General features: G+C 58.1%; 21 protein-coding genes. 11 read left to right on the top strand and 10 right to left on the bottom strand.

The features are described from left to right. Positions 1-22: 22 nt before the first annotated feature. The 3 genes from HMPREF2712_RS02710 to HMPREF2712_RS02700 form a co-directional block, all read right to left on the bottom strand. Positions 23-724 carry a TetR/AcrR family transcriptional regulator gene (locus HMPREF2712_RS02710; RefSeq protein WP_070819208.1) on the bottom strand — a complete coding sequence of 234 codons (702 nt, stop codon included), beginning with the start codon at positions 722-724 and terminating at the stop codon, positions 23-25. A gap of 279 nt (positions 725-1,003) precedes the next feature. Beyond that, entirely contained in the window at positions 1,004-2,668 is a 1,665-nt protein-coding gene (locus HMPREF2712_RS02705) for a sensor histidine kinase (protein WP_246828660.1), read from the bottom strand. Between the two features lie 93 nt (positions 2,669-2,761). Then, positions 2,762-3,505, bottom strand: coding sequence for a response regulator transcription factor (locus tag HMPREF2712_RS02700; protein ID WP_049345979.1), 744 nt, complete (start codon positions 3,503-3,505; stop codon positions 2,762-2,764). Between the two features lie 259 nt (positions 3,506-3,764). Here HMPREF2712_RS02700 and HMPREF2712_RS02695 point away from each other — a divergent pair, with 259 nt between their 5' ends. The 6 genes from HMPREF2712_RS02695 to HMPREF2712_RS02670 all read left to right on the top strand — a co-directional run bounded on the left by HMPREF2712_RS02695 (position 3,765) and on the right by HMPREF2712_RS02670 (position 9,711). Beyond that, entirely contained in the window at positions 3,765-4,634 is an 870-nt protein-coding gene (locus HMPREF2712_RS02695) for a PRD domain-containing protein (RefSeq protein WP_070819207.1), read from the top strand. Positions 4,635-5,387: 753 nt separating this feature from the next. Beyond that, a complete protein-coding gene (locus HMPREF2712_RS02690; protein WP_049338637.1) occupies positions 5,388-6,368 on the top strand; it encodes a mannose/fructose/sorbose PTS transporter subunit IIA in 981 nt (326 codons plus the stop codon). After that, positions 6,365-7,234: a PTS mannose/fructose/sorbose transporter subunit IIC gene (locus HMPREF2712_RS02685; protein ID WP_070819206.1), complete on the top strand. Its 870-nt coding sequence runs from the start codon at positions 6,365-6,367 to the stop codon at positions 7,232-7,234. The genes HMPREF2712_RS02690 and HMPREF2712_RS02685 overlap by 4 nt, the downstream gene beginning before the upstream one ends. Positions 7,235-7,245: 11 nt before the next feature. After that, a complete protein-coding gene (locus HMPREF2712_RS02680; RefSeq protein WP_005504142.1) occupies positions 7,246-8,100 on the top strand; it encodes a PTS system mannose/fructose/sorbose family transporter subunit IID in 855 nt (284 codons plus the stop codon). 172 nt (positions 8,101-8,272) lie between these two features. After that, on the top strand, positions 8,273-9,046 hold the full coding sequence (locus HMPREF2712_RS02675) for an HAD-IIB family hydrolase (protein WP_070615752.1): 774 nt from the start codon (positions 8,273-8,275) through the stop codon (positions 9,044-9,046). Positions 9,047-9,216: 170 nt separating this feature from the next. Beyond that, positions 9,217-9,711, top strand: coding sequence for a hypothetical protein (locus tag HMPREF2712_RS02670; RefSeq protein ID WP_070615750.1), 495 nt, complete (start codon positions 9,217-9,219; stop codon positions 9,709-9,711). A gap of 128 nt (positions 9,712-9,839) precedes the next feature. Here the strand turns inward: HMPREF2712_RS02670 and HMPREF2712_RS02665 are convergent, their stop codons facing one another. The 4 genes from HMPREF2712_RS02665 to HMPREF2712_RS02650 all read right to left on the bottom strand — a co-directional run bounded on the left by HMPREF2712_RS02665 (position 9,840) and on the right by HMPREF2712_RS02650 (position 13,821). Beyond that, on the bottom strand, positions 9,840-10,163 hold the full coding sequence (locus tag HMPREF2712_RS02665) for an ATPase (RefSeq protein ID WP_070615749.1): 324 nt from the start codon (positions 10,161-10,163) through the stop codon (positions 9,840-9,842). Between the two features lie 12 nt (positions 10,164-10,175). Further along, entirely contained in the window at positions 10,176-10,700 is a 525-nt protein-coding gene (locus tag HMPREF2712_RS02660) for a hypothetical protein (protein ID WP_070615747.1), read from the bottom strand. Positions 10,701-10,879: 179 nt separating this feature from the next. Beyond that, entirely contained in the window at positions 10,880-12,622 is a 1,743-nt protein-coding gene (locus HMPREF2712_RS02655; protein WP_070819205.1) for a cation:proton antiporter, read from the bottom strand. A 248-nt stretch (positions 12,623-12,870) separates the two neighbouring features. Continuing rightward, positions 12,871-13,821 (bottom strand): biotin synthase, encoded by a 951-nt coding sequence (locus HMPREF2712_RS02650; RefSeq protein WP_070615743.1) that lies wholly within the window; start codon positions 13,819-13,821, stop codon positions 12,871-12,873. A 292-nt stretch (positions 13,822-14,113) separates the two neighbouring features. On the opposite strand from HMPREF2712_RS02650, the gene HMPREF2712_RS02645 reads away from it, so the two are divergent. From HMPREF2712_RS02645 to HMPREF2712_RS02625, 5 genes are all read left to right on the top strand, one after another. Continuing rightward, positions 14,114-14,716: a TetR/AcrR family transcriptional regulator gene (locus HMPREF2712_RS02645; RefSeq protein ID WP_070615741.1), complete on the top strand. Its 603-nt coding sequence runs from the start codon at positions 14,114-14,116 to the stop codon at positions 14,714-14,716. A gap of 263 nt (positions 14,717-14,979) precedes the next feature. Beyond that, complete coding sequence (locus HMPREF2712_RS02640) at positions 14,980-16,377, top strand: galactokinase (protein WP_070819204.1); 1,398 nt, start codon at positions 14,980-14,982, stop codon at positions 16,375-16,377. Positions 16,378-16,812: 435 nt separating this feature from the next. Then, on the top strand, positions 16,813-16,977 hold the full coding sequence (locus HMPREF2712_RS02635; RefSeq protein ID WP_005504128.1) for a hypothetical protein: 165 nt from the start codon (positions 16,813-16,815) through the stop codon (positions 16,975-16,977). Between the two features lie 532 nt (positions 16,978-17,509). Then, positions 17,510-17,830, top strand: coding sequence for a glutaredoxin domain-containing protein (locus tag HMPREF2712_RS02630; RefSeq protein WP_060824126.1), 321 nt, complete (start codon positions 17,510-17,512; stop codon positions 17,828-17,830). Between the two features lies 1 nt (position 17,831). Then, a complete protein-coding gene (locus tag HMPREF2712_RS02625; RefSeq protein WP_005504124.1) occupies positions 17,832-18,650 on the top strand; it encodes a shikimate 5-dehydrogenase in 819 nt (272 codons plus the stop codon). 343 nt (positions 18,651-18,993) lie between these two features. Here the strand turns inward: HMPREF2712_RS02625 and HMPREF2712_RS02620 are convergent, their stop codons facing one another. The 3 genes from HMPREF2712_RS02620 to HMPREF2712_RS02610 all read right to left on the bottom strand — a co-directional run bounded on the left by HMPREF2712_RS02620 (position 18,994) and on the right by HMPREF2712_RS02610 (position 21,387). Continuing rightward, entirely contained in the window at positions 18,994-19,806 is an 813-nt protein-coding gene (locus HMPREF2712_RS02620) for a rhomboid family intramembrane serine protease (protein ID WP_083323936.1), read from the bottom strand. Between the two features lie 58 nt (positions 19,807-19,864). Beyond that, positions 19,865-20,689 carry a rhomboid family intramembrane serine protease gene (locus HMPREF2712_RS02615; protein WP_070819203.1) on the bottom strand — a complete coding sequence of 275 codons (825 nt, stop codon included), beginning with the start codon at positions 20,687-20,689 and terminating at the stop codon, positions 19,865-19,867. Positions 20,690-20,859: 170 nt separating this feature from the next. Next, positions 20,860-21,387 (bottom strand): peptidylprolyl isomerase, encoded by a 528-nt coding sequence (locus HMPREF2712_RS02610; protein ID WP_070819202.1) that lies wholly within the window; start codon positions 21,385-21,387, stop codon positions 20,860-20,862. Positions 21,388-21,543: the final 156 nt, after the last annotated feature.

Here is a 21,543-nt window from a genome sequence, read left to right as displayed (position 1 = left end):
TTGAGCGTTGACGCTATGGGGCTTAGCTTGCGAATTCGCCCTGAACCAGACGACCCAGGTAGTCGAGTGCTTCGAGGACACACTGGCGCATTGCTTCAATGGCGAGTGCTTCGGGGTGGGTGCCCTCGGGGGCTTCTGCTGCAACCTTGACCGTCATTTCTTCGGCGCGGGTGAGGTAGTAGTAGACGCCTTCACCGATGGTTTCGGCGAGGTTGGAGGCGAAGACTGCCACGCGCAGGTAGGGCAGGTCGGGGTATGCCGCGAGGTACCGCTCGAGGAAGATGTCGTAGGTGCGCTCGAGGATGACGTGCGAGTATTCTTCGAACTTCGCGGGGCTGTCCATTTCGAGGGCGTAGAGCAGGTGCGCGAAGGGTGCGATGTACTCTTCGAGGGTGTTGCTCATGAAGACCTTGCGGGCGATGGAGAGCATTTCGGCTTCCATGCTTGCGTTTTCGCCGGAGACGGTGAAGTCGCATTCTTCGAAGATGCGGTTGAAGTACTGGTTCATGCGGGTGACCAGTACGTCGTCTACGGAGGCGAAGTGGTTGAAGATGGTGCGGCGGGAGACGCCTGCGCGTTCTGCGAGTGCTTCTGCGTTGAGGGCGCCGTAGCCGCCCTCGAGGATGAGGGATTCTGCTGCCTCAACGATTGCGATGCGGTTCTCTGCCTTGCGGGCGGAGCGCTTGTCCGTGATGTTTGCGGGAGATTCAACAAGATTAGCCATGTTTTTTACAATACGCGCATTGTTTCACTGGGGGTAACTATTTGGGGGTTAGATTCACCACATATTTGCACTCTAGGTAATAAACTTGAAGTGCAGATTTAACGTTTACTCAACAAGTAATTTAGCGTTTTGGCATGTCAAGGCGCTATAAACCCTCAAAAACGCCGCAGGGGAGCAGAGTGCGCACACAACATACCCCACCCCCTCAAGCAGTCATTCACAGAATAGACACGCGCAACTCAGACAGTAGACCAAGCACTGAACTAGGCGACAACTGAACTAGGTGACAGGCTGAAGACGGGCATCCAGGGGCAGACGCACCGTAAAGACCGTATGCCCAGGCTGACTCTGCACCTGAATCGAACCGCCGTGCGCCTGCACAATCGCCTGCACAATCGCCAGACCCAGACCGGTCGTTCCGTCCGAACCGGAACGCGCCTTATCGGCACGGGTAAAGCGGTCAAAAATCTTCGGCAAGAAGTCCGGGGCAATACCCGGACCGTTATCGGTCACGGTTACTACAGCTTCACGGCGTGCAGCATCCACGGCCAGGCCAGCGGTCACTCGAGTACCCTCGTCCGTGTGCTTGCGGGCATTTGAGAGCAGGTTCAGAATCACGCGCTGAATCTGGGAGCGATCGGCAACAACCTCAACAGGCTCGTCGGGCAGGTTCAGGTGCCATTCGTGGGTGCGCGCGGCAGCCTGCATGTCGGAGGTGCATTCAAGTACCAGCTCGGTCAGGTCAACCTGCTCCAGCTTGGGTTCGCGACCCTCGTCCAGGCGGGCAAGGGTCAGAAGATCCTCCACGAGGCGTGACATACGTTCGGTCTGCGAATCAATACGCGCCAGGGAGGACTGGCCGGATTCGCTGAGCGGCTCGGTCCAGCGGAGCATATCGGAGTACCCCTTAATGGCGGCAAGGGGCGTGCGCAGCTCGTGGGAGGCGTCCGCAATAAAGGCGCGAATCTGGTGTTCGGTGCGTTCGCGCACCTCCAGGGCGGAGTTCACGTTATCGAGCAGCTGATTGAGGGCGTAGCCTACGGCACCGACTTCAGTGCGCGGGTCGGAATCTTTCGGATCCACGCGCACCGCCGAGGAGATGGTGTGCTCTTCCAGGTCCAGGTGCGCCACATCGGTTGCCACCGCGGAGACTCGCTCCAGGGGCTTCATGGTGCCACGAATAATGTAGGAGCCCGCCACGCCGGCGCCGACCATCACGGCGATGGAACCGAGGGCTACCACAATCACGAAGATGGTGAGGGTCTGCTGTACATTGGCGAGCGGAATACCAACCACCTGGGCGTCAGCGCTGCTATTAGCCTTCGGGGTGATTTTGATGAGGTACAGGCCGGATTCCAGTTTGACCTCTCGGACTTCTTCTTTGGTGGCGTTCAGCGCCATGGTTCCGAGGGTTACCTGGTCGTTGGCGGAGAGGGTTTGTACGGTGCCGTCCTTACCGAGCTTGCTGGCGACTTCCACAGCACCTTCGGACTCGACACAGGTAATGATGGTTCCGGACGCCTGACCGGGCGCAAAGAGGGATTTACTGCTCTGCAGGTCACTGCAGTCCACTTCTTCTCGCTTGCCGTCTCGGGAGGTCGGTTGCACTACGCGGTGGCTGGTTTCTTTGAGGTCGCTTTGCGCCTGCTGGTAGAGGGAGTTCTGCAGGGTCACGTAGGTGGACAGGCCGATGATGAGGCAGGCAATGCCGAGGGCTGCCACGAGGATGGCGATAAGGCGCGAACGCAGGTGAGGTACGTACCCGAGTTCTTCGGGGGACGCCTCGGGGTTCCTCATGCTCTTCCAGGCGGCACGTAGGCGCACGAAGAAGTTCCCCTGGGAGGGTGCGGCACCGTCTCGTGCGGGGGCACCCGCGCGCAGGGGGCGGGTTGCTTCGTTATCCGGGGAGGCGGGGTCACCGGGTGAGTAGGAGCCCACGAGCATCCTTTCTTTCTATATTCGAAATACGGAATATAACTGATATGGCGCGGTATAACCGGGTGTTATACCGCGCCATATGAAGAGCAGAGAATAAACTTAGACAGCGGGACGCAGCACGTAACCGGCACCGCGCACGGTGTGAATCATCGGTTCGCGACCCACGTCAATCTTCTTACGCAGATAGGAGATGTACAGCTCCACAATATTTGCCTGGCCACCAAAATCGTAGTTCCAGACATTATCAAGAATCTGACTCTTGGAGACCACGCGCTTCGCGTTCTCCATGAGGTAGCGCAACAGGTCGAACTGGGTTGCGGTGAGATTAATCTGCTCGCCACCGCGGGTGACCTCACGGGTGTCCTGGTTCAGCACCAGGTCACCGACCACCAGCTCAGCATCGTCAATGGCGGCAACACCGGAGCGCTGCACCAGGCGGTGCAAACGAATCATGACCTCTTCCATAGAGAAGGGCTTAGTCACGTAGTCATCCGCGCCTGCGGCAAGGCCCTCGATACGGTTATCGACCGAATCCTTCGCGGTCAGAAAGAGGCAGGGAACCTCGGGGTAGAACTTACGGATGCGGGAGAGCAGCTCCAGTCCGTCAAAGCCGGGCATCATAATGTCCAGCACGAGCACGTCGGGGCGCCAATCGCGGGCAATCGCGAGCGCGGAGGGGCCGTCGCCGGCGGACTGCACATCCCAGCCGATCATTTTCAGACCCATGCTGACGAGTTCTTTGAGCATTTCCTCATCGTCAACGACGAGGGCGCGGATGGGACTACCGTCCGGGTGCTCTAGCGCGGGAAGGTTCTTTGCGATTTCGGTTGCTTTGCTGCTCATGTGGTTAAGAGTATCGCGATTTAGGGTTCGCGGTGAGGCGGGAGCCGGTTTTCAGCCGCAAACTTATGGAATGCTTGCCCGCGTCACAGCTGGGGCACAGTTTCGTGCCGCCCATTATCCCAACCACGCGCGTTACCCCTTCTATACGGGTTCAATCTTTCGGTAAAATTTGTAGTAGCTTAGGTGATACTCAATCGCCTTTTATTGTTTCAGTGTGCCACCCCGACACAGGCGCCCCGACACCCGCAGAGGAGGACACATGCGCATTAGCCGTATTTATAACAATAATGTTGTCCTCACGGTGGATCATTACGGCAAGGAGTCCGTGATGATTGGTCGCGGCATTGCTTTTGGTAAGCGTAAGGGTCAGCTGATTGACCCGTCTGCGGTGGAGCAGACGTTTGTGCCGGAGCAGGGCATGTCGGGTGAGCGCTTGAGCATGACTCTGTCTGAGATTCCGGCGGAGATTCTGTCGATTGCCACGCTTTTGGAGTCGAAGGTGCGCGCCGAGGGTGCACTGGAGCTGTCGAACTCGTTTATTCTTCCGCTGGCTGATCACCTGCACTATGCGGTGGTTCGTGCGCGTGACGGGGTGCGGGTGCAGTATCCGCTCGCCCCGGAGGTGACTGTTCTCTACCCGCGCGAGGTGGAGTACGGCCGCACGGTTTTGGAAATGGTTCGCGAGCGCCTGAATGTTGAGCTGGACCCGAACGAGGCTATTCCCCTGGCGTTGCACCTGGTCAACGCGCAATTTGCAACAGCGGATATGTCCCAAGCATTCCGCATGACTGAGGTTTTTGCGCAGGTTTTTGAAATCATCGAAGCGAGCTACGAGCAGAAGATCAATCCGGATTCGATGAGCGCGGCACGTTTTGTGACGCATCTGCGGTACCTGTTTGTGCGGGCGAGCCGCGCCTCCGCGAATCGTGCTGAGGATGTTGATGAGGTGTCGCAGCCGAGTCTGTTGGCGGCTCTTCGTGAGGATGCACCGCGCGCCTACGCGTGTGCGCAGAAGGTTTTGCTGGTGCTGCAGATGCAGTTGAAGCAGAGCCTGACTCGTGATGAGTTGACGTATTTGACGATTCATATTGCGCGTCTGGCGCGGGATATGTGGGGCATTAACGCGTAGCGCATGTTCGATAGAAAGCGACCGGGGGTTCCCGGTCGCTTTTTCTATGCCCCAGCTTTTCTGCACCCCTCACCGGGATTCTACGCCACGAAATCTATACCCCAGAATCCCGGTGAGGGGTTCGGGTGGGGGGAATCTGGGAGTGAGGATTCTAGAGGGGTTCTGCCGGGCGGAACGTGGCCGTTAAAGGTGGGTTGCTATTTATATATACAACCTGTCACTAAATTGTCGTTTTCCCGGGTTTTTCTTCGCGCGTTAGCGCGTCGATTTAAATTTTGAAATGGCGGTTTATAACGGCGTATTCCAGAAATACCATTCTGTGGACAGACCGCAGGAAAATGTTGGTTTTTTATAAATCCCACATCTTTTGATCCGTGCACCCATTTTTTGTTCGGTATTTTCTTTGTAAATCTTTTTCTTGCGCTCTTCTAATCCAAATACTCCGCAACAAGCACCTCGTCAGCCCGCGTACAAGATGCCGTCATTCCTGAAATTTCACAAAAATAACGCTTTACCCTCCACTTCGGCAACCTTTTTTCGGTGTTCTGTTTAAATTTTTTACACCCTGGCAATTAATACGTGTTTTGACATCAAAAACCCATATTCCAACACGTGGAAAAATGTCACAAGAACCTAAAGTGTGCAAAGCCAGATAAAACCCACAAAACACAAAAACAACGTGTTACTATCTGAGAATTATGAGGCCCTTCACGGGGCCACTACACACCATGTCACGAACACGAGAGGACCACTATGGTCACTATCATTGTGGCGGCACACGGCGAGTCGGCTCCGGCTCTGCTGAAGACCGCCGGCATGATCCTCGGTAACTTCGAAAACGTCCACCCGGTCACGTTCCTGCCGGGTCAGGGCCCCGAAGATCTCGTCGAAGAGTACACCCGCATCGTTGAGGCATCTGAAGCAGAAGAAACCCTGCTGCTGGTCGACCTCTTCGGCGGTAGCCCCTACAACGCCGGTGCGCAGTTCGCAGCCACCCGCGAGGGCGTCGACGTCGTCTCCGGTGTCAACGTACCGATGCTTATTGAGGTCATCTCCGGCGCAGGCCGTAAGAACGCAACCCTCAAGTCCCTGGTCGCTAAGGCGCACAAGGCTGGCACTAAGGGTATTCGCTCCTTCCAGGAGGCGAATCAGCCCGCAGCCGCCAAGCCCGCCGAGGCGAAGCCCGCAGAGACCAAGGCGGTCGAGGTTCCGGTTGCTCAGCAGGTTCCCGGCGGCACCATGGACGCTATCTTCACCCGCATCGACTCCCGCCTGATTCACGGTCAGGTGGCAGGCACCTGGGTTCCGCATATCGCACCGCAGACCTTCATCGCGGCATCCGATAATGCGGCACACGATCAGCTGCGCAAGTCCCTGCTGCTGCAGGTCGCGCCGACCAGCGTGAAGACCAATGTCCTGGACATCGCTAAAGCTGGCCGCGTGTACAACAACCCCAAGTACACCGGCATGAAGACCATGTTCGTCGTAGAATCCCCCGTTGACGTGGTGCGACTGCTCGACGAAGGCGTCAAGATCAACGAAGTGAACGTTGGTGGCGTCACCTTCAAGACCGGCATGGTTCAGCTCTCGGACGCAGTGTACGCCTCCGAGGAGCACCTGGAAGCCTACCGCGAACTCATTAAGCGCGGTGTGAAGCTGACGGTGCAGCAGCTGCCCAACCACTCCCCGGTTGATTTGGAAAAGATCCTCAAGCAGAAAGGCCTGGACGCATGAGCGCCCTGACGTTTATTCTCGTTGTTCTCGTGGCGTTCATTGCGGGCGTCGCATCCGTGGTGGACGAGCGTCAGTTCCACCGCCCCCTGGTCGCTTGTACCCTGATGGGTTTTGCGCTGGGTGACCCGACTACCGGCATTATGCTCGGTGGCGCACTGGAGCTCATCGCCCTGGGCTGGATGAACGTCGGTGCGGCTATGGCTCCGGACTCGGCTCTGGCGTCCACCATCTCCGCTGTTGTTGTGATTCAGGGTCACCAGAACATCGAAACCGGTATTGCTATTGCTGTGCCGCTGGCTGCAGCAGGTCAGGTTCTGACCATTTTCGTTCGTACCATTACGGTGTTCTTCCAGCATCAGGCTGATAATTTCGCGAAGACCGCGAACTTCCGCGGTATTGAGTTGATGCACATCAGTGGTATGGCTCTGCAGGGTCTGCGTGTAGCTATCCCGACCGCTATTGTGGCTCTGATTAGCTCCGAAGAGCTGACCCGCCTGCTGAACATGATTCCTGCCGAGGTAACCACCGGTCTTCGTATCGCCGGTGGCATGATTACCGTGGTCGGTTTCGCAATGGTCATCAACATGATGCGTTCGAAGGCTCTCATGCCCTTCTTCTTCCTCGGCTTCATTGCCGCCGCCGCTATCCCGGCAACCCAGTCGATTTCGATTGCTGGCACCGAAGGCGCGAAGGACCTCGTCGCAACCCTGTCCGGTCAGGCACAGTTCAACCTGGTTGCTATCGGTATTGTGGGCGCCTGCCTGGGTCTGCTGTACACCCAGCTGAACCCGCTCTTCCATAAGAGCGAGGCACCCGCCGTAGCACCGGCAGCCGCAGCAAACGACCTCGATAACGAGCTCGAGTAAGGAGCATCATCATGACTGAGAACAAGAACGTCGAGCTCGTTGAAGTTCCCGAGCTCACCCAGCGCGACAAGGTCGAAACCTACTTCCGCTCCACTTTTCTGCTTGGTTCGTTTAACTTCGAGCGTATGCAGTCCATCGGTTTCGCGGTTTCCATGATTCCGGCGATTAAGCGCTTCTACACCAAGAAGGAAGACCAGGCGGAGGCGCTGACCCGCCACCTGGAGTTCTTCAACACCCAGCCGTGGGTTGCATCCTCGATTATGGGTGTGACCGCTGCAATGGAGCGTGAGAAGGCAGCCGGTAAGGACATTGACGAGGCCGCTATCACCAACGTGAAGGTGGGTCTGATGGGCCCGCTGGCTGGTGTGGGCGACCCGATTTACTGGGGTACCGCACGTATTGTGCTGGCTGCTCTGGGTGCTTCCCTGGCGGTGACCGGTAATATTCTGGGCCCGCTGCTGTTCTTCTTCGGCCTGACCGCAATTCGCTGGGCGACCCGCTGGTACGGCTTCAAGTACGGTTACGAGAAGGGTACCCAGATTGTGACTGAGGCGGGCGGTAACACCCTGCAGAAGATCACTCAGGGCGCTTCCGTGATGGGTCTGTTCGTGATGGGTGCGCTGGTGTACCGCTGGACGAGCGTGAACATTCCGTTGCCGCTAACCAGCTACAAGAACCAGGCTGGCGCGATGGTGGATGTGACCGTTCAGTCGGTGCTGAACGACCTGCTGCCGGGCCTTGCGTCGCTGGGCCTGTGCTTCCTGTGCATGTGGCTGCTGAAGAAGAAGGTCAACGCTATCTGGTTGATTTTCGCTCTGTTCGCCGTGGGCATCCTCGGTTCCTACCTGGGATTCCTGGCCCTCTAAAAATCTGAGGAATGAGCCCTTTCACCCTTCAGTGAAGGCGTGAGACTCAGGGGCTATATCTCAAGTGGCGGGGGTGCGGTCGGTACACTTAAAAGTACCGGCGGCACCCCCGTTTTCTATCGGTTGCGGCGCACAATTCGCGGCAATGCAGCCCTCCCGCGAAGGAGTTTCTATGACCAAGTTGATGGCTTTCGACCTGGACGGCACGATTCTGTTTAACCGCGCCGTGGAGCCTGCCAATGAGCAGGCGATTGCCCGCTGGCAGGCGGAGGGTAACCTGGCGGTCTCGTGCACGGGCAAGAGCATTTTTGCCACGCAGCTGGCGTTGAACCCGACCGCCATCCGCTTTGATTACCACGTGCTGTACACGGGGGCGGTGATTACCGACCGGGAGTACCGGGTGATTTACCATCAGCCTCTTCCGGTGAGTGTTGTGCAGGCGTGCTACGAGCATTTCAGCACCGTGGACGGCGTGGCATTGTTCGCGACGACTCTGGATAACGATTACAGCCTCTGCGACCGGGTGGGTTCGTCGACGAATATTCTGCCGGAGTTCACTCCCCTGCTGGCTGATGACCTGCAGAACCACGAGTACGTGGGTGTACCCCTGTGGATTCCAGATGCGCAGATCCGCGAGGCGGCGTACACCTGGATTCTGGAGTGTTTTGGTGATTCGGTGGACTGCCACAAGAACCAGGATTTCTTGGATATTGTGCCGCCCGCCTGCACGAAGGGCACCGGTCTGCAGCATCTGGTGGAGTACCTGCAGGCTGAGCATCCGGGTAGCTCCTATGAGGTGCATACGATTGGTGATTCGTGGAACGATATCGACATGCACCGTTACGCTGACCGTTCGGCGTCGTTCAGCTACTCCCCCAATGAGGTTAAGGCCGTCACCACCGATTGTGTGGATAAGGCGTACGAGTTTATTGAGGCTTCCCTGTAGAAGCTGCCGAGGCGGCGTATAGGCGCGGCGAGCGCTGAGCATCTGCCAGCCGCTTCCGCATACGCTTCCGCATACTCGCCACGTCTCTCTCGCGTATTCGCCGCCTACTCCCCCGTTTCACGTGAAACACCCGCTTTCCCGATACTCCCCATGTACCCCGTGAGGTTTCTATGTGCCCGTCTTCCTCTAAATCCCCCAAACCCCAGCCCGGCAAGAGCCAGCACCCCGATTCTGCCCAGTCCTACGACCCGTCCAGCTTCTCTGACACCTTCCGCGCTATGGCGCGTGAATCACTCGTGAAGAACCAGAAGAACCGCCCGGACTCCCCCATCGTCTCCATCTCCCCGGTGCTGATTGTTTTGGGTGCCATTGCAGCGGCACTGTACGGGCTGTGGCAGAGCTGGGCGTGCCTCATTCCGCTGGTGCTGATTCTGGTGCTCATGTGGGTCCGCTACACGATGCAGCGTCAGGCGCTCAACGATTTCGCCGAGCTGGAGGCGGCACGCACCGCATGGAAGAAGACCCGCGACCGCCAGTATCTGGAGTTGATGGCGGCGCAGTCGGCGCGCATCCTGGAAGAGAATAAGGCACTAACCAAGCAGGCTCGCGCGCACGTGCAGGAGTACGCGGATTTCGCGGCGCAGAAGCTGGGTGCACAGCGCTAATCCCACTCATCAAGCAGATACCCGGCTAAGCGTTCGGGCAGACACCCGAGCACCACTTGGCAGCAAGCATAAAGAAACCCCCTCAGAGAACTTCTGAGGGGGTTTCTATATGCCTTTAGGGGTTGCCCCTAGTTGGTCTTCTCGGGTGTTTCAGCAGGCTCTTCTGCAGGCTCCGCTTCAGCCTTGTCAGCGGCGGATTTGCCGTCCAGGCGCTGCACCACAGAGGGGCGGTCATCAAAGCCGCGGCGGGTGCCTCGGGCAACCTTCGCGTCCATGGTGTACAGCTGCTCGCGGTTCGTCAGCACGACCAGGGTCATGGCGTTCAGGCAGACGCCCACAATGCATAGAATCCAGCCGATCAGCATGAAACGGCCACCGGAAAGCACCGCGCCGGAAAGCATCAGGGCAATAGAAACCAAGTACGCCGGGGAAAGCAAAAACTTCGTATTCACAACCGACCTGCCTTAGCGTGCGTTGGAGCGGGGCTTGGGGGTGCGACCCGAACGGGGGCGCGAGGGCAGAACGCTCATGCGACCGGGGGCGGGGGCAACAATCGGCTGAGATTCGGTGGGCTCTTCCTCACGAACCTCTGCAGCCTCAACAGCCTCGGAGGTTTCAGCGGGTGCCTGCTGCTCGTGCTGTTCATCGTACTCAGCCTGCGCCGCTACCTCGTGCTCACCTGCCTCCTGCTCGATTACCTCATGCTCAGCAGCTTCACGCTCTTCACGGCGGTGCTCCGAGCGCTCGCGGATACGGTTCTCCACGGAGGATTCGAAACCGTCCAGGTTGGTCACCAGTGCGGGGGTCGGGTTGCCCTTCGCCTTACCCACGGACAGCACGAAGGCAAGGACGTTCAGACCCAGCGCAAGAATCAGAAGAATCCAGCCGAGCCACAGGAGCCAGGGGTTGGAAGTTCCAATCAAGAGCGCGCCGCAAAAAATCACGCCGAGGGAGGTCAGGTACGCAGGCGAAAGAGTCTTGAAATCCATGTCTACTTTCAATGTGTTCGTGAGTTTGAGAGAGCTAACGTTCGGTTCTCATTTTAGGTGATAGTTGAGCCTTAATCTGCTTCTGCCCCTGTCTATCGCCTGTGAGCTAAAGACCAGTGGGCTTCACTCGGTGGCGTATGCAGGGGCAGAAACGTAGTGTTCGTGCGCGGAGGTACCGGCTAGGACTTGGGGCTTACCTCGTTGGTGACCAGGGGCGAGGCGGGCGCGTTCTCAACCACGGGGATTGCGCGGGTGCTCAGGGTGCCCTGGTGCTTCTTCCAGAGGTTGTAGCGTTCCATGGCGACCGCGCCAGCGGTCATGGCGGGCAGAATGAACATGCCGGAGGAGCGGATGCTTTCTGCCTGCGCCAGGATGTCCAGCTTACGCACCACGCGGAGCACGTCGTGGGAGTCGTAACGATCCTGGGCGGCAATGACCTCGTTCTGTGCGGCGACGAGGGCGGCGTCGCGCAGGCGCACGAAGTCGTTCCGCTTGTCCTTAATCTTCTCCATGTGCTGCTTGTATTCTTCGGGCAGCGCCTCGCTGATTTCGTCGCGGCGGGTGATGGCGGAGCACATTTCCTTCACGCGAGCGTAGGTCTCGGGGTCGGTGGTTGCCTTTGCCTCCGCCTGGAGCGCCTCGAGGGCTGCAATCTGCGCGATCTTGAGCAGTTCGGGCACGGCGGTTTCTTCTTCATGGTTAGCCTGCACGCCAAGGACCTTCACGAGCAGGGGCAGGGTCAGGCCGGGCAGCACGAGGGTGAAGAAGAGTACGGAGAGCATCATGACGATGGCGTCCTGGCGTACCTGTTCGGTGCCGTTGACCACGGGGATGGACAGGGCAAGAATCAGGGTCACGAGGCCGCGCATGCCGGACCAGGTCATGACGATAACTTCGGCGAAGCTTTCGGGGGCACCCTCGTGGATGGGGTTCTTGCGCCCTGCGAGCCAGACGATGGTGAACCAAATGAGGCGCACCAGGATGGCAACCAGTGCGACCATGGCGCCGTTGCCGAAGAGACCGGCGATACGAGAGGGATCGGCGGTGGCGATGATGCTACTTGCCTGCAGGCCGATGAGGCCGAAGGCGACACCGGTCATGAGCAGCTCAATGATCTGCCAGAAGGAGGTGGAGGAGAGGCGTTCTTCCGCTTCGAGCGCCGCCATGTACTTGGTGCTGGTGAACTGGATAGCGCCGATGACCACGGCAATAACGCCGGAGGCGTGCACGCTTTCAGCAGCTAGGTAGGCACCGAAGGGAATCACGAGGGTCACGGCGTTGCTGGTGACCACGTCGTGGGCGCGCTGGCGCACGTAGCCGCCGAGCCAGCCGAAGATGTAACCAATAATGACCGCGAGAATCGAGCCGAGCACGAAGTCCTTGGCAACGGAGAGCGGGTCAATATGGTGGCCGCTAGTCATGGAGTGGATTGCGGCGTGGAAGAGCACGATTGCGATAGCGTCGTTGAAGCTACCTTCGGTCTGCAGGGTGCCGATGAGTCGACGGGGGATGCCGACGGGCTCGGCGACCGCCTCCACGGCAACGGGGTCGGGCGGGGACACAGCTGCACCCACAGCGAGGGCGACGGCGATGGTCATGCCGGGGACCCACCATATGGTTGCGCCGGCAATCGCCAGGGCAGAGACGGTGGTGAGTAGGACCGAGTAGAGGAGTACGGATTTCCAGCGGCGACGCAGAGTACCCCAGGAGAATTTAACGCCGATGGCCCACAGTAGCGGCGGAAGGAAGATCGGCAGGATGATGTCGCTGTCGATGGTGAGGTCCGGTCGGTTGGGAATGAAGAGCGCGGCGGCACCGAGCAGGGTCATCATGACCGGCCAGGGCAGGTTGAGTCGGTCACCGACGCTGACCATGAATACGGTCGCAAGCAGGATGATGACAATAACGGAGAGGTAAAGCATTGGTCCGGTGTTGTTCCTTTCGCGCGGCTAGGATTAGTCGGCTACGTCTTTCTACTCTACCGGAGGGGTTCATTCCGTTTTTCGGATATGGGGGTTCTGCAGCGTTTATTGTGGTGTTGTTTACCTCTGAGCCTAATACCCTTTACGGAATATAGAGTTTCCCCTGAATATCCTTACTTTTCAGCAGGTTATTCAGGGGAAAATTCTATATTTGGAATATAAAGCTTGGGGCAAGAACCCCTAGCAGGTTACTTGGATCCGCAACCGCCAGCACCGCAGCCACAGCCACCAGCGGGGGCTTCTTCGACGACCGGCTCGGGCTCGTCGTGGCCGCCGCAGCATCCACCCTTTTCTTCCTTCGGCTCATCGTGGCCACCGCAGCAGCCACCGCCGCCGTGAGAGTGACCGTGAGGCTCAGCGGGAGCTTCAGCGGAGGAACCGCATCCGCCCGAGCCGCAGCCACAACCACCAGCGGAAGGTGCCGGCTCCTCGTGGCTACCGCAGCCACCCGAACCGCAACCGCATCCGCCGCCGTCAACCGAGCCACAGGCGGAGCCGCGTGCGTCGCGGTGACCCATGAGGTCCACGCCGAGGTCGGAGAGGTAGCGCAGGTAGCCTGCGAGGGCATCGCGGCCACCGGTGCCGGAGATGACGATACCGCCGTGGCGCAGCGCCTTGAGCACCTCATTGACCATGGGCCACTGCTCAATGTCGTCGGTAATGGTGATAGCGCTGACCACGTGCATTGCGAGGGAAGTCAGCGAGCGCAGGGACTGTTCGTAGCCTTCGGGCAGGTGAATGACCTTGGCGGGTGCCGCCAGGCGCAGGATGGACAGCACGCGCATGAGCATCATGGGTACTGCATTTTCGGGCAGTAGTACGGTCACGCCGATGGCGGAGGATTCAGCAATACGTTCGATGGTTGCCGCGAGTTCTTCGGAGTCGATATCGCGGGAGATATCCAGTACTTCGTAGGAGTCCACGGCGATGGAGCGGGTGCCCAGTGCGTCGGCGAGTGCTTCATCTTCGGTGTGGATCGCAATCATGTTGCGGAATTCGTTGCGGCGCACGACGGAGGCTGCCTCGATGAGGGCGAAGTCCTGTCCTTCACCGTCCACGAGGAGGGTGTGGATTTCTTCGCGGTTGAGGCCTTCGCCTGCGGTGGCGCGCTCGATTAGTTCAGAAAATGCATTGCTCATACCGAATATTAAACACCTGATTTCGGGGCGTGTGCCCGCGAGGTTTACCTGTCTTGGCGGTTTTGGGCGGTTTAAGACGTGATTTTATGCCGAGAGCGTGGGCGTCTGCCTTTTTCTGCGTGTACTGGAGGGTTTTCGGTGACAAAAGTGCTCGTGAAACGCGAAACGTTCGCTCCGGGTGAGTGAGAATCAACATTGGTTTTTGGGTTTGTGCCGCGTATTTGTGGGGTTTTTGTTTGCCGTGGGGTGCATCTTGCTCACGTTACAGATTTGAACACCCTAAAATGAAAGGGTGGTACTTTCCCGTGAAAAGATTCTAGATACCGCCTACGAGGTCTTGGCGACCTACGGTTTGGCGGACCTTTCCATGCGCCGACTCGCTCAGGAGCTTCACGTGGCTCCCGGCGCCCTGTACTACCACGTGAAGAATAAGCAGCAGCTTCTGATTCTGTTGGCGGATTACATTCTGGCTCGTGCCCCGAAGTCGATGTCTGAGGAGGCTGAGGCGAATCCGGAGGCTATTCGCGCTTCGATGATTCGCCGCGGCGATACGCTGTTCTCCCTGCTGTACCCGATTCGTGAGTGCCCTGAGGTGGTGCGTTTGAGTTTGACTCTGCACCCGCGTGAGTTGAAGCCGGTGGTGGCTATGGCTCATGAGTTCCAGGCTCTTGGTTTAGGCCATGCGGAGGCGCTACGTCGTGCTCGTTTGTTGACCCATATTGCGTTGAGCCTGGTGGAGGAGTATCAGACTCTGCCGCTGATTTCTCCGCAGGAAGCTGTGGCGAGTGGCGATGTTCCTCTGATTGAGAATGCGTTTAACCGTTACCGCCAGGATCTGCTTTCTGCGATTGATTCGATGATGATAGTGCAAGCGCCTTATACGCAGGATGCGTAAGTCGCCTGTTCCTCTTTTGGTTTATTAGTTGTGTATGGTGCCCCGTGCCCCCTTGTGGGGGTGCGGGGCTTTTGCGTGCGTTGGTGCTGGCTGCTCTGCTGCGCTCTGATACCGGCGCGGTTTGGCGGCTGAGTCGATGTTCGCCGGTTGTCTGCTTTAGTCTAGAGGTGACACGTGCTTGCGCTGTTGCCCGTTGGGTATCTGGTGCGGGTGGGGTGTTGTTTATGTCTTAGTGCCCTGTTGGGCTTTATCAGAGGTGTTCCATGTCGATGACCGCTACCGCCCAGTGGGCGGCTCTTCCGGACCATAGCGCAGAGATTGCGCGTGTGCGTGAGGAGTTTATTACTGCGTATGGTTATGAGCCGGATGGTGTGTGGTCTGCGCCTGGGCGCCTGAATCTTTTGGGCGAGTACATTGATTTTTTGGGTGGCTCGTGCCTGCCGATGCCGTTGCCGTACCGCACCTATGTGGCGGGTGCGTTGCGTCGTGATGGTGTGTTGCGCGCGGCTTCTTTGCAGATGCCCGGCGATGAGCGCACGGTTGTGATTCGCGATATTCAGCCGGGTCATTTGAAGGGCTGGTTCACCTATGTGGCGGGTGTTGCGTGGGCGATGAATCAGGAGGGCGGCAGGGATATTATGTTGCCCAATGAGTTTGGTGCTGATCTGCTGATTAATTCTCGTGTTCCGGTGGGTGGCGGTTTGTCGTCTTCGGCGGCTTTGGAGTGTTCGACGGCGTTGGCGTTGTTGGAGCTCTCGTGTCCGGTGCGTGATGAGTGCCCGGAAGCGGATGCTACCCCGGCTGATAGTGATGCGTTGCGTGCGCGTCTGGCGCAGGTGTGTATTACGGCTGAGAATAAGATGGCTGGCGCGCATACGGGTGGCCTGGATCAGACGGCGTCGTTGCGTTCGTATCCGGAGCAGGCTCTGGTGGTTGATTTCCGTGATTTTTCGATTGAGCCGGTTGCGGTGGATATTGCTCAGCATGGCTTGAGTTTTTTGGTGATTGATACGAACACTCCGCATGAGCTGACGGATGGTGGTTTTGCGGCTCGTCGTGCGGCGTCTGAGGCGTGCGCTGATGCTTTGGGTCTGCGTTTTTTGCGTGATGCCCTACCGGAGGATTTGTCGTGTGCGGGTATGGATGCGCGTGCGGCGAAGGCGTGGCGTGCTGATCTGGTGGATTCTTCGGTGAATCGTGCCTTGGACGCTCTGGAGGACGCTGGTCGTCCGTGTTCGTTCCCGCGCGGTTGGGTGCGTCATGCGTTCCACGATATGACTCTGGTGGGTCGTGCGAGCTATTTGCTGCAGCACGCTGATGAGTTGGGTTGCGCGGCGTTTGAGGAGACGGGCCGCATTTTCACGGAGTCGTTTGTGTCGATGCGTGATGAGTTGCGTGTTTCTCGCCCTGAGATTGATGATGCGGTGCAGGTGTGCCTGGATCGGGGCGCGTTGGGTGCCCGTATTGTGGGTGGTGGTTTTGGTGGCGCGGTGATGGCGCTGATTCCGACCTCTCAGCTGGAGGCTGCCGCGGATGCGGTGGCGACTGCGTATGCTGTGCGCGGCTATGCGGCGCCTCGTTTTTTGCCGATGGTTGCTGGTTTTGCGGCGTCTCATGATTGGGCTGCGGGCGCTGCTCCTACGGATATTCCGGTGTTGTAGGGTTGGGCGCTGAGGTCTGTCATAAATCGGCGGGGTGTCATAGGGGTGTTTTTTCAGGGGTTTGAACAATATTCTTAGCTGGAAGTTTCCTGCGAGTTTCTGCAATTTTCCTCCGGTTATCCCCCGTAATAACGCGCTGATAAGCCATAATTTTTTGGTCGTTGGTCAAAAGTGGCGCCACGTTTTCTGAGGGTGGTTTTTCTTGCCTTCGCGGGTATGTACACTTATCGACGGACGCAATCCGTGAGCTGTAAAGTTTCGATGCGCATAGTCCGGCATATGGATAGCATCTACACTGGGTTCGACCGTCACATACAAGCCCAGCTTGCAGGTTTCGTCCACCAAAGCATCACACTCCGATTTCGCCCGTGCGGGCGAATCACCCCTCACTTGAAGTGAGGCTTTAGAGCGCGAAAGCGCAGAAAGGAGGCCCCCATGGGCTTCGATATCAAGGGCACCGTTGAGCAGGGCCTCGACAAGGCTCAGGAAGTCATCAACGAGAAGGCTGGCAAGGAGGTCGTCACCGACGAGCACGTTGCCAAGGTTGAAGAGGTCGTGACCGAGAACGTCTCCAAGCTGACCGAGAAGTTCGGCAAGTAAGGCGATAGCCTCCTTTGGATTGGCGCCCTGCCTCGCTTCCTCGTGGGGTAGGGCGCCATTTCCCTGGGTTTGCATTACAGGCTTTCACTCAACGGCTTTCACTCAACATCTCTCTCAAATAATGGGGCGTTCTGCCCCGCCTGGGTTCTTTCATTCACCGACTCACTCGGCATATTGCTCAGCTTCGGTTACCGCATGGTAGCCTGTTTTCACTCTTCTTTTACTCTTACTCAGCACAAGTACTCGCGCTTTCTCGCGAACTGTATACGCCCCGCATCATTGGTCCGGCAACCTTGGTGTGGGGCGTATGCCGTTAATGCGCAGGGGGAAGGCTTCTGGAGCGCAGAGTGAAGGCTTCTGCGGGAGTGCTGCACGGGCTGGCGGGGTGCGGCGCGGGCGTTCGCCCTATGACGACCTCTACCCCGCCCCTGCACGCTCAGCTATGCTTGATATGTCAACTTATTGAGCTGCGCCCTCAGGTAGGTTTCAGTGCCTCCTGAAGACCGCGGAGCACCCCGTCTATGGAGGAACTATGTTTGAACGTCAGCAGTCCGATCAGCAGAAGGCACGCGAGGTCATGAAGGATGGCGGCGTCGTCATTTACTGGCGCCCCGGCTGCCCCTACTGCGAGGCTCTGGATTCTAAGCTGGGCGAGCTCGGCGACCACGCTACCTGGGTGAACATTTGGGAGGACCCGCAGGCTGAGGCGCACGTGAAGTCCCTCAACGACGGCAACGCGACCGTCCCCACCGTGGATACCGGCGACACCCACTTTGTGGTCGCTGACCTGGTGAGCCGAAACAAGGTGAAGAAGCTGATTGAGAACACTCTCGACGCTGGCGGCGAGGCTTAAGATGGCTCGCCCGGCGCTGAACCGCGATACGACGGTCTGCATTTCTTTGTCTGGTCGCCCGTCGAATCACGGTATTAAGTTCCACAATTACCTGTACGAGAAGCACGGTCTGGATTACCTGTACAAGGCGATGACCACCACCGATATTGAGGGTGCTATCGCCGGCGTGCGTGCTCTGGGTATTCGTGGCTGCTCGGTGTCTATGCCGTTTAAGCAGGCTGTTATCCCGCTGATGGACGATATGGACCACTCGGCTGCGGTTATTGGCGCAGTGAACACGATTGTGAACACTGACGGCTTCTTGAAGGCGTACAACACGGATGTGATTGCGGTGGCTTCCCTGCTGCGTTCGCATAATGTGGATCCGTCTCTGCCGTTCCTGCTGCGCGGTTCGGGCGGTATGGCTGCGGCTGTGGCTGGTGCGTTCTTTGATGCGGGCTTCTCTCAGGGCATGATTATTGCCCGTAACGAGGAGACTGGCCGTGCGCTGGCTGAGCGTTACGAGTATGCCTGGGCGCCGGAGGTGGGCAACCTGCGAGCGCCGATTCTGGTGAACGTGACCCCGATTGGCATGGCTGGCGGTGAGGAGAGCGAGGAGCTGTCCTACCCGCAGGAGGCTATTGCTGAGGCGCAGGTAGTCTTTGACGTGGTGGCGATGCCCGTTGAGACTCCGCTGGTTCGTGCGGCTCGCGCGGCGGGTAAGGAAGTTATTCACGGCGGTGAGGTGATTGCTCTGCAGGCTGCTGAGCAGTTCCGCCTGTACACCGGCGTGGAGCTCACCCCCGAGGAGGTTGAGGAGGCGGAGGCTCAGGCGAACTAGTTTCGCGCCCGCTGCTTCTTCGCCCCGTGAGGGGCTCGATACGTGAAAGTGCCCGGAAGGTTGATCCTTCCGGGCACTTTTTATTTTCTCCGGTACATAGCACCGGAATTTTTTGTAATTACACACACCCTGGTATTTAAGGTTTTCCACATCTGTGGAGAAATCTGGGGAAAACTCTTACACCCGTGTAATTCACCCTGTGTAATTCGGTTGTTTTAGCCTGTATCCACAGGTTTTTAACATGTACTCACAATCGTGAAATTACACGAATGTAGTTATGCACAGTGTGGAAAACCTCTGTGGATAACCCTCTTCTGCGGCGGATTTCCGCGGGTTTTCGGGTTCAATACCTTCCACTGAGCCACTGCTGCGGGCTTTGCTGCGGCGGCTGAGAGGACTCCGGCTTCTTCACAAACGGGATAATCAGCAGGGTTGCTAGTGCGCCGCTGACAAGACCGCCAAAGTGTCCCGCATGGGAAATATTCGGGTGGAAGAGGCTCTGCACCACACCAATGCCGATGAGCAGCATAAAGAGGCGCGCAGTGTCCTTTTGCCTCCTGAGAAGCAGGATCACGAAGAACGCGCCGTAGAGACCGTACACACCGCCTGAGGCGCCCACGGCACCACGGTAGTAGGAGAAGAGGTACACGCTGCAGCCGGCACCCACGGTAGCCGCCATATATACGAAGAGGAACTTCCACCGCCCCATCATGCGCTCGAGGGACACACCGAAGATGAAGAGGTAAATCATGTTCCACACCAGGTGCATCGGGTCAGTTTGTGAGTGCACAAACCCGTGCGTGATGAGGCGGTAGTACTCGCCGTGGTGAACGCGGGGACCCGACATCGCGCCGAGGTTGTACACCCAACGGAATGGAATGATCTGTTGCAGACCGTACACCACGACGTTAATCAGAATGAGCGTGTACGTAATATGCCAGTGCCGGGCGATGAAGGAACGCGTCGGGCTCGAGGCGAATCCATTTAGGTCACGGTAGCAGTCGGGGCATACTACACCCGCGCCCTGCGCCGTCTGGCATTCGCCGCAGACTGTTCGGTTGCAGCGCCCACACTGGGCGTAGCTAACGCGGTCGGGGTGGTTGACGCAGACCGTGGGGCTCTGCCCGTAATTCATGTAGTTGGGAAAGTTCTCCACTGCCTCTCCAAAGATTTTCGTGCCGGATTTTCCGAAGATTTTTCACGTATTTTCAGGCTTAGTACCTGCCGTTTTGCCATTGCTGCGGGCTCTGCTGTTGAGGAGGCTCGGGCTTATCCACAAGCGGGACAAACAGCAGTGTCAACAGCACACCACCGACAAAACCACCCGCATGGCATGCGTGGGAGATATTCGAGGGGGTCAGAATGCTATAGATGATGTTCGGGGCAGTAATCATGACGAACACTCGTGCGGTGTCCTTCTGCTTCCTGATGATTAGCAGGGTCAAGAAAGAGCCCATGAGGCCGTACACGCCGCCTGATGCGCCCGCCACGCTCGTTGAAGGAGTCAGCACGTGCACGCCGAAGGCACCAAAGACGATTGAGCCCAGGTACACCACAAGGAACTTCCAGCGCCCCATCATACGTTCGAGAGATACACCGAAGATGAAGAGGTAAATCATGTTCCACACCAGGTGCATCGGGTCGTTTTGTGAGTGCAGAAAACCGTAGCTGATGAGGCGGTAATATTCACCGTGCTGAACATAGGGCCACCACATCATGCCGTGGTTGACCATCCACCTATTCGGGATAATCTGCTGCAGACCGTACATCGCGACGTTAATCAGAATGAGCGTGTACGTAATGTGCCAGTGGCGCGCCAGGAACGAGCCTTTTGCCTTCGAACCCTGTGCTTTCGAGCTACCACCGGTGAGGTCGCGGTAGCAGTCGGGGCAGACCATGCCCACATCCAGAGCTACCTGGCATTCGCCGCAGACGGTGCGGTTGCAGCGCTTACACTGGGCGTAGCTAACGCGGTTGGGGTGGTTGACGCAGACCGTGGGGCTCTGCCCGTAGCCTGCGTAGTTGGGAAAGTTCTCCACTGAACCTCCAGGGTCGTGTACCGGATCAACCGGGGTGGTGTGCGGGGGATGGCGCGCGTGGGCATATAAGCGCAGGGGCCCACCGGAAGAATCCTGGCGGGCCCCTGAACTATACGTGTTTTCTCAACACCTTCAGCAGAATGCTCGTATGAGCCTTCTGATGGGGTTTATTAGAGCTTTTCGATGTCGATCGAGGAGATGACAATGTCCTTGACCGGGCGGTCCTGGAAGCCGGTCTCAACGCTCTCAATGGCGTCAACAACCTTCTTAGATGCCTCGTCGGTGACCTCACCGAAGATGGTGTGGCGGCCGTTCAGCCAGGGGGTCTCAACGGTGGTGATGAAGAACTGAGAACCGTTGGTGCCGGGGCCTGCGTTAGCCATTGCCAGCAGGTAGGGCTTGGAGAAGGAGAGCTCGGGGTGAATCTCGTCCTTGAACTGGTAGCCGGGGCCACCAACGCCCATGCCCAGGGGGTCGCCACCCTGAATCATGAAGTCCTTGATGATGCGGTGGAACACAACGTCCTTGTACAGGGGGGTGTTCATGATTTCACCGGTGCGGGGGTGCTTCCACTGACGGGAGCCGTCAGCGAGGCCGATGAAGTTCTCAACAGTCAGCGGTGCGTGGTTGCCGAAGAGCTCGACGACGATGTCACCGTAGTTGGTGTGGATAGTTGCCTTAGCAGTTGCATTAGTCATGGCTCTATTGTGGCACGGGGCGGCGCTCATTCGCCATCTAACATGTTTTTTCGCCCCGGGCGCACCGTTGGGCGGGCTTTTTGGGCGGGAATTGAATATCCTGAGAGGTGAACACTACGCGCGCGGCGGCGTTTTCTGGCTGCTGGCGCATTTCAA

The sequence above is a fragment of the Rothia sp. HMSC064F07 genome, from assembly GCF_001837265.1.
GTDB lineage: Bacteria > Actinomycetota > Actinomycetes > Actinomycetales > Micrococcaceae > Rothia > Rothia mucilaginosa.
Note: the sequence above shows the minus strand (reverse complement) of the source record. Positions and strands in the feature narration are given on the sequence as shown.

Coding starts and splice junctions, on each gene's coding strand:
- HMPREF2712_RS02710 (WP_070819208.1), bottom strand. CDS start 724: ATGGCTAATCTTGTTGAATCTCCCGCAAACATCACGGACAAGCGCTCC.
- HMPREF2712_RS02705 (WP_246828660.1), bottom strand. CDS start 2,668: ATGCTCGTGGGCTCCTACTCACCCGGTGACCCCGCCTCCCCGGATAAC.
- HMPREF2712_RS02700 (WP_049345979.1), bottom strand. CDS start 3,505: ATGAGCAGCAAAGCAACCGAAATCGCAAAGAACCTTCCCGCGCTAGAG.
- HMPREF2712_RS02695 (WP_070819207.1), top strand. CDS start 3,765: ATGCGCATTAGCCGTATTTATAACAATAATGTTGTCCTCACGGTGGAT.
- HMPREF2712_RS02690 (WP_049338637.1), top strand. CDS start 5,388: ATGGTCACTATCATTGTGGCGGCACACGGCGAGTCGGCTCCGGCTCTG.
- HMPREF2712_RS02685 (WP_070819206.1), top strand. CDS start 6,365: ATGAGCGCCCTGACGTTTATTCTCGTTGTTCTCGTGGCGTTCATTGCG.
- HMPREF2712_RS02680 (WP_005504142.1), top strand. CDS start 7,246: ATGACTGAGAACAAGAACGTCGAGCTCGTTGAAGTTCCCGAGCTCACC.
- HMPREF2712_RS02675 (WP_070615752.1), top strand. CDS start 8,273: ATGACCAAGTTGATGGCTTTCGACCTGGACGGCACGATTCTGTTTAAC.
- HMPREF2712_RS02670 (WP_070615750.1), top strand. CDS start 9,217: ATGTGCCCGTCTTCCTCTAAATCCCCCAAACCCCAGCCCGGCAAGAGC.
- HMPREF2712_RS02660 (WP_070615747.1), bottom strand. CDS start 10,700: ATGGATTTCAAGACTCTTTCGCCTGCGTACCTGACCTCCCTCGGCGTG.
- HMPREF2712_RS02655 (WP_070819205.1), bottom strand. CDS start 12,622: ATGCTTTACCTCTCCGTTATTGTCATCATCCTGCTTGCGACCGTATTC.
- HMPREF2712_RS02650 (WP_070615743.1), bottom strand. CDS start 13,821: ATGAGCAATGCATTTTCTGAACTAATCGAGCGCGCCACCGCAGGCGAA.
- HMPREF2712_RS02640 (WP_070819204.1), top strand. CDS start 14,980: ATGTCGATGACCGCTACCGCCCAGTGGGCGGCTCTTCCGGACCATAGC.
- HMPREF2712_RS02635 (WP_005504128.1), top strand. CDS start 16,813: ATGGGCTTCGATATCAAGGGCACCGTTGAGCAGGGCCTCGACAAGGCT.
- HMPREF2712_RS02630 (WP_060824126.1), top strand. CDS start 17,510: ATGTTTGAACGTCAGCAGTCCGATCAGCAGAAGGCACGCGAGGTCATG.
- HMPREF2712_RS02625 (WP_005504124.1), top strand. CDS start 17,832: ATGGCTCGCCCGGCGCTGAACCGCGATACGACGGTCTGCATTTCTTTG.
- HMPREF2712_RS02610 (WP_070819202.1), bottom strand. CDS start 21,387: ATGACTAATGCAACTGCTAAGGCAACTATCCACACCAACTACGGTGAC.